This is a genomic window from Mycobacterium sp. (assembly GCF_049673265.1).
Classification (GTDB): domain Bacteria; phylum Actinomycetota; class Actinomycetes; order Mycobacteriales; family Mycobacteriaceae; genus Mycobacterium.
Genome location: NZ_JBATXN010000137.1, coordinates 1 through 6,072 on the forward strand (window position 1 = coordinate 1; position 6,072 = coordinate 6,072).

Consider the following 6,072-nt stretch of genomic DNA (forward strand, 5'->3'; position numbering starts at 1 on the left):
GATCACGGCCGAGGACACGGAAGGCGGCATCATCGGGCGGGTGGGTGCAGCATGGGAGCGCCGAAAGTGAAGCTGTTGCGAGTTTTTCGCTGATTTTTCGCAACAGCTTCACACTCGGCGCGTTACAGCACCGGCGCGCTCGGGGTGAAGACGACCGGCATCGACTCGAGGCCGCTGACGAAGTTCGCCGGCCGCAGCGGCAGCGCGGAATCGTCGGCCAGCCGCAGATCCGGAATGCGTTGCAGCAGACGGGTTAGCATGATCGACAGCTCTAGCCGCGCAAGTTGGTTGCCCAAGCAGAAGTGTGTGCCGAAGCCGAACGCGAGGTGGTTGTTGGGGTAGCGCTCGATGTTGAAGGTCTCCGGATCGTCGAATACCTTCTCGTCGAAGTTCGCCGACTCGAACAGCAGGATCATCTTTTCGCCCTGATGCAGCTGGGTGCCGTGAAACTCGGTGTCCGCGGTGATTGTGCGTGCCATGTTCTTCACCGGCGCCGTCCAGCGCAGCATCTCTTCGATCGCGTTCGGCAGCAATCCCAGGTCCGCGGTTAGCCGTTGGTGCTGATCGGGGTGCAGCAGCAGCTGCCTCGTGCCGCCGGACAGCGTATGACGGGTGGTCTCGTCGCCGCCGACCAGCAGCAGCACAACCTCGACGACGATCTGGTGATCCTCCAGGCGCGACCCCTCGACCTCGGCGTGCGTCAGGACGCTGACCAGATCGTCGGTGGCTTGAGTTTTGCGCGCCGCGATCATCCCCATCATGTATTCGTTGTAGGCGGCGAAGGCCTCCATGCTGGCCTGGACACCCTCTGGCGACGCAGTGCTACTCAGGAAGCTGACCAAATCGTCGGACCACTTGAGGAACATGTCGCGATCTTCCGGACGCACCCCGAGCATGTCGCCGATGACCGCCATCGGCAGCGGCGCGGCCAGGTCCCAGACGAAATCGCACTCCCCGCGTTCGCACACCGCGTCGATCAACGTATCGCACAATGAAACGATCTTAGACTCCAAATCTTTCACCCGCTTGCGGGTGAAGCCCGAGTTAACGAGCTTGCGCCGCAACAGATGTTGCGGATCGTCCATCTCGATCATCATCTCGATGCCGTCTTGGTCGGGTCGGATGCCGCCGGCGTTGGAGAACAATTCGGGGTTGCGCTCGGCATCAATGACGGCCTGGTACGTCGCCGCGGCGGCCAAACCGTTGCGGTCCCGGAACACCGGCTCGTTCTCCCGCATCCAGCGGTAGACGGACCGGGAGTCACCCGCATAGAACGTGCCATCGGTCAGGTCGACATCGGGCCTGGCCGTTGCAGTCACCGTCATGAGATCTCCCGGGCGTCGCCGAATGTCATCTTTACCTGGCCAGCAGAGCTGGACAGCATCGCGCGCTTCGGAAGACCCAGCGATGCAAGCTCTTTCGCGTAAGGGTGGTGGCCCAATCGAACCCGCACTCCACCCAGACGGGTGTGCACATCGTCCAGCGTGTGTTCGAAGGCGGTCTCACGGGTGACGCCGTCGCGGTGCGAATAGCTGCGCTGCTCTTGGCGGCGTGGGCCCAGCCGGAAGGGCAGTCCGCGGCGAAATTCCATGCCGATCACCAGTTGACCGTCCACGGTGCAATCGAAGCCGAACTGACGGCCTTCTCGAACGGTGAAGTCCGCCATGACTTTTGGGTAGCCCCAAATCTTGGTTCCCGCCTCAAGTGTGAACGGCTGGTCGACGGGAAGATGATGGATGAAGGCGCCGGCCGACTGCAGGGCGCGCGGACCGCTTGCGCTCGACCCGGGCGGGCTGACCATCACGCTAGTGCCGAATTCGTAGTACTGGCCCAGGTCGCCGTCGACGTAATGCATCAACATCAGGACCACGACCGCACGCCCAGGCAGGTACCGACAGACCTTCAGGCCGCTGTAGTCGATCATGCGCTGGGCGGCGTCGGCGTCCACCGAGAACATCGCCATATGCTGGATCGCCTTGCGGATCTGCACCGGCATCGTGAGTACCGTGCCTGCGATGGTGTGCTGCGATGCTGTCATCCGGTCAATCTAGAACGCGTTCTAGCAGGCCCGCAAGCACCGCTTCAGATCAACGACGCGAGTTCGCGGACCTGCTCTGTACTGCGGCCAGACACCACCATCATCGTCACGCCTGCGGCCTCCCAGGCCTTGATCTGCTTACGCACGTAGTCCACGTCGCCGACGATCGCCGCGTCGTCGATGACCTCGTCCGGGATGATCTCCGCGGCCTTGTCCTTCTGGTTGCTGCGGAAGAGCGTCGTCACCTCGTCGACGACCTCGGCGTAGCCCATCCGGCGGTACACGTCGGCGTGGAAGTTGGTGTCCTCGGCGCCCATCCCACCCATATAGAGCGCGATGTAGGGCTTCATCGCCGCGAACGCGGCGCTGCGGTCTTCGGTGGTGACGATGTTGGCGGTCGCGCAGATCTCGAAGTCCTCGCGGCTGCGGCGTGCGCCCGGCCGGGCGAAGCCCTCGTCCAACCATTCGTTGTAGGTGTCGGCCATCCGCGGCGTGTAGAAGATCGGCAGCCAGCCGTCGCAGATCTCCGCGGCCAACGCGACATTCTTCGGCCCCTCGGCGCCCAGCATGATCGGGATGTCGGAGCGCAGCGGATGGGTGATGGGCTTGAGCGGCTTGCCCAAACCCGTCGCCGGGCGCCCAGCCCCCTCTTTCAAAGGCAGCGGATAGTGCGGGCCGTCGCTGGTCACCGGCTTCTCGCGCGCCCATACCTGCCGGATGATGTCGATGTATTCCCGCGTGCGGGCCAACGGCTTGGGGAACGACTGCCCGTACCAACCCTCCACCACTTGTGGTCCCGAAACGCCGAGACCAAGGATGTGCCGACCACCAGATAGGTGATCCAGCGTCAGCGCGGCCATCGCGCACGCGGTCGGGGTCCGCGCGGACAGCTGCACCACCGACGTGCCCAGCCGTAGCCGCTGGGTCGACGAACCCCACCAGGCCAGCGGCGTGTAGGCATCCGATCCCCACGCTTCGGCGGTGAACACGGCGTCGAATCCGGCCTCTTCGGCCGCGGCGACGAGTTCCGCGTGGTTTTCCGGCGGCTGAGCGCCCCAATATCCCAGCTGGAGTCCGAGCTTCATGCGAGCCGCCTTTCCTGCAGGTCCCGACCGTGTCTTGAAACCATTCTTAGAACCTGTTCTACTCGATGCTGTGACCACCAGCCAAAGCAGCCCGGTGCAGATCGATACCCATCAGCCGCCGCTATCGGCGCCTCTGAAGCTGTCCTTCGACTACACCCGTTCAGTCGGACCCACCCTCAGCCAGTTCTTCACCGCCCTGCGCGAGCGACGCATCGTCGGTGTCCGGGGCTCGGATGGCCGGGTCTATGTCCCGCCCGCCGAGTTCGACCCCGTGACCTACGAACGATTGACCGAGATCGTACCGGTGGCCAGCGTCGGGACCGTGCTGTCCTGGACCTGGCAGCCCGAGCCGTTGGCGGGGCAGCCGCTGGACCGGCCGTTCGCCTGGGCGCTGATCAAGCTCGACGGTGCCGACATCGCACTGCTGCACGCCGTCGACGCCGGCTCGCCCGACGCGATCAGCACCGGCGCTCGGGTGCACGCCCATTGGGTCGACGAACCCGCGGGCGCGATCACCGACATCGGCTACTTCGCGCTCGGTGACGAGGCGGAGGTCGTTCCCGAAGCCACCGACGACCGTGACCCGGTGACCGTCCAGGTGACGCCGAGCAGCATCGAAATCCAGCACACCGCTTCGATTCCCGAGAGCGTGTTTCTACGCGGTCTCGAAGAGGGCAAGCTGCTCGGCGCCCGGAGCGGCAAGGACGGGAAGGTGTACTTCCCTCCCAAGGAAGCGGATCCGGCGACCGGCCACGAACTCGACAACTACGTCGAGCTGCCCGACAAGGGCACGGTGACGACGTTCGCGATCATCAACATCCCGTTCGCCGGCCAGCGCATCAAGCCGCCATACGTCGCGGCCTACGTTCTGCTCGACGGCGCCGATATCGCGTTCCTGCACCTGATTCAGGAGATCGACGCCACCGAGGTCCGGATGGGCATGCGGGTGCAGGCGGTGTGGAAGCCCCGCGAGGAATGGGGCCTGGGCATCGACAACATCGAATACTTCAAGCCGACCGGCGAACCTGACGCCGACTACGACACCTACAAGCATCACCTGTAAGCACCATCTGCCAAGAGGGAATAACGTGACCGATCGTGACGTAGCCGTCGTCGGATTTGCCCATGCGCCGCATGTGCGCCGCACCGACGGCACCACCAACGGCGTCGAAATGCTGATGCCGTGTTTCCATGCGCTTTACACCGAACTCGGGCTCGAGCAGACCGATATCGGTTTCTTGTGCTCCGGGTCGTCCGACTACCTTGCCGGCCGGGCATTTTCGTTCATCTCTGCGATCGATTCGATCGGGGCGGTGCCGCCGATCAACGAGTCGCACGTGGAGATGGACGCCGCGTTTGCACTCTACGAGGCCTACATCAAAGTGCTGACCGGCGAGGTCGATACCGCACTTGTCTACGGCTTCGGCAAGTCGTCCGCCGGCACGCTACGCCGGGTGCTCGCTCTGCAGACCGATCCATACTCGGTTGCGCCGCTGTGGCCGGACTCGGTGTCGATGGCGGGGCTGCAAGCCCGCCTCGGCCTGGACGCCGGCAAGTGGACGGCCGAACAGATGGCCCAAGTAGCGCTGGATTCGTTCGCCGTGGCCGGGCGCACGGACTCCGAAAAGCCGGCGAAGAGCATCGACGAGCTGTTGGCCCGGCCGTTTTTCGCGGATCCCCTTCGGCGCCACGACATTGCACCGATCACCGACGGTGCGTCGGCGATCGTGCTGGCTGCCGGCGACCGGGCCCGCGAGCTACGTGAGAACCCCGCGTGGATCACCGGGATCGAGCACCGCATCGAGACGCCGGTCCTCGGTGCCCGAGACCTCATAACATCTCCATCGACGCAGGCGTCGGCCAAGGTCGCGACGGGCGGGGACACCAACTCGATCGAGGTCGCCGAGATTTATGCGCCGTTCACCCACCAGCAGCTGATCCTGACCGAGGCTATCGGTCTGCCGTCGTCGACGAACGTCAACCCGTCGGGCGGCACCCTGGCGGCCAACCCGATGTTCTCCGCCGGGTTGGAACGCATCGGCTTTGCCGCGCAACATATTTTCGACGGCTCCGCAGGACGGGTTCTTGCCCACGCGACCAGCGGCCCGGTGTTGCAACAAAATCTCGTCGCCGTGCTGGAAGGGAAATAACAATGGCAGGCCGCCTCGCTGCGGTGCTCGGCACCGGCCAGACGAAATACGTCGCCAAGCGCCAGGACGTCTCGATGAGCGGTTTGGTTCGCGAAGCCATCGATAAGGCTTTGGCAGACTCCGGGTCGACGATGGACGACATCGACGCGGTGGTCGTCGGCAAGGCGCCCGACTTCTTCGAGGGCGTCATGATGCCGGAGCTATTCATGGCCGACGCGGTGGGCGCCACTGGCAAGCCGCTGATCCGGGTGCACACCGCGGGTTCGGTCGGCGGATCGACCGGTGTGGTGGCCGCCAGCCTGGTGCAGTCTGGCAAATACCGGCGCGTGCTGGCGATGGCGTGGGAAAAGCAGTCCGAGTCGAATGCCATGTGGGCGTTGAGCATTCCCGTACCGTTCACCAAGCCGGTCGGCGCAGGCGCAGGCGGCTACTTCGCCCCGCACGTGCGGTCCTACATCCGCCGATCGGGCGCACCGACACACATCGGCGCCATGGTGGCGGTCAAGGACCGGCTGAATGGCGCCAAGAACCCGTTGGCGCATCTGCATCAACCGGACATCACGCTGGATAAGGTGATGTCGTCGCAGATGCTGTGGGACCCAATTCGCTTCGACGAGACCTGCCCGTCGTCCGATGGCGCGTGTGCGGTGGTGATCGGCAACGAGGACGCCGCCGACAAGCGAGTCGGCGAAGGCCACCCGGTGGCATGGATCCACGCCACCGCGCTGCGTACCGAGCCGCTGGCGTACTCCGGCCGCGACCAGGTCAACCCGCAGGCCGGCCGCGATGCCGCCAAGGC

6 protein-coding genes are annotated in these 6,072 nt (G+C 64.8%); 3 read left to right on the plus strand and 3 right to left on the minus strand.

Annotated features, from left to right (window positions below; genetic code table 11):
- Positions 1–122: 122 nt before the first annotated feature.
- The 3 genes from WBF82_RS04900 to WBF82_RS04910 are packed head-to-tail and all read right to left on the minus strand — an operon-like array spanning position 123 to position 3,123.
- On the minus strand, positions 123–1,325 hold the full coding sequence (locus tag WBF82_RS04900) for a cytochrome P450 (RefSeq protein ID WP_424381971.1): 1,203 nt from the start codon (positions 1,323–1,325) through the stop codon (positions 123–125).
- Positions 1,322–2,038, minus strand: coding sequence for an acetoacetate decarboxylase family protein (locus tag WBF82_RS04905; RefSeq protein ID WP_424381972.1), 717 nt, complete (start codon positions 2,036–2,038; stop codon positions 1,322–1,324). The genes WBF82_RS04900 and WBF82_RS04905 overlap by 4 nt, the downstream gene beginning before the upstream one ends.
- Positions 2,039–2,082: 44 nt before the next feature.
- Positions 2,083–3,123 carry an LLM class F420-dependent oxidoreductase gene (locus WBF82_RS04910; RefSeq protein WP_424381973.1) on the minus strand — a complete coding sequence of 347 codons (1,041 nt, stop codon included), beginning with the start codon at positions 3,121–3,123 and terminating at the stop codon, positions 2,083–2,085.
- Between the two features lie 70 nt (positions 3,124–3,193).
- Here WBF82_RS04910 and WBF82_RS04915 point away from each other — a divergent pair, with 70 nt between their 5' ends.
- The 3 genes from WBF82_RS04915 to WBF82_RS04925 form a co-directional block, all read left to right on the plus strand.
- Entirely contained in the window at positions 3,194–4,186 is a 993-nt protein-coding gene (locus WBF82_RS04915) for a Zn-ribbon domain-containing OB-fold protein (RefSeq protein ID WP_424381974.1), read from the plus strand.
- 25 nt (positions 4,187–4,211) lie between these two features.
- A complete protein-coding gene (locus tag WBF82_RS04920; RefSeq protein ID WP_424381975.1) occupies positions 4,212–5,273 on the plus strand; it encodes a thiolase domain-containing protein in 1,062 nt (353 codons plus the stop codon).
- Between the two features lie 2 nt (positions 5,274–5,275).
- Positions 5,276–6,072: thiolase domain-containing protein (locus WBF82_RS04925; RefSeq protein WP_424381976.1), on the plus strand; the 797-nt coding region annotated here is incomplete at its 3' end.

Bases quoted from the DNA above. Each gene is read 5' to 3' on its own strand.
- WBF82_RS04900 (WP_424381971.1), bottom strand. From the start codon at position 1,325: ATGACGGTGACTGCAACGGCCAGGCCCGATGTCGACCTGACCGATGGC.
- WBF82_RS04905 (WP_424381972.1), bottom strand. From the start codon at position 2,038: ATGACAGCATCGCAGCACACCATCGCAGGCACGGTACTCACGATGCCG.
- WBF82_RS04910 (WP_424381973.1), bottom strand. From the start codon at position 3,123: ATGAAGCTCGGACTCCAGCTGGGATATTGGGGCGCTCAGCCGCCGGAA.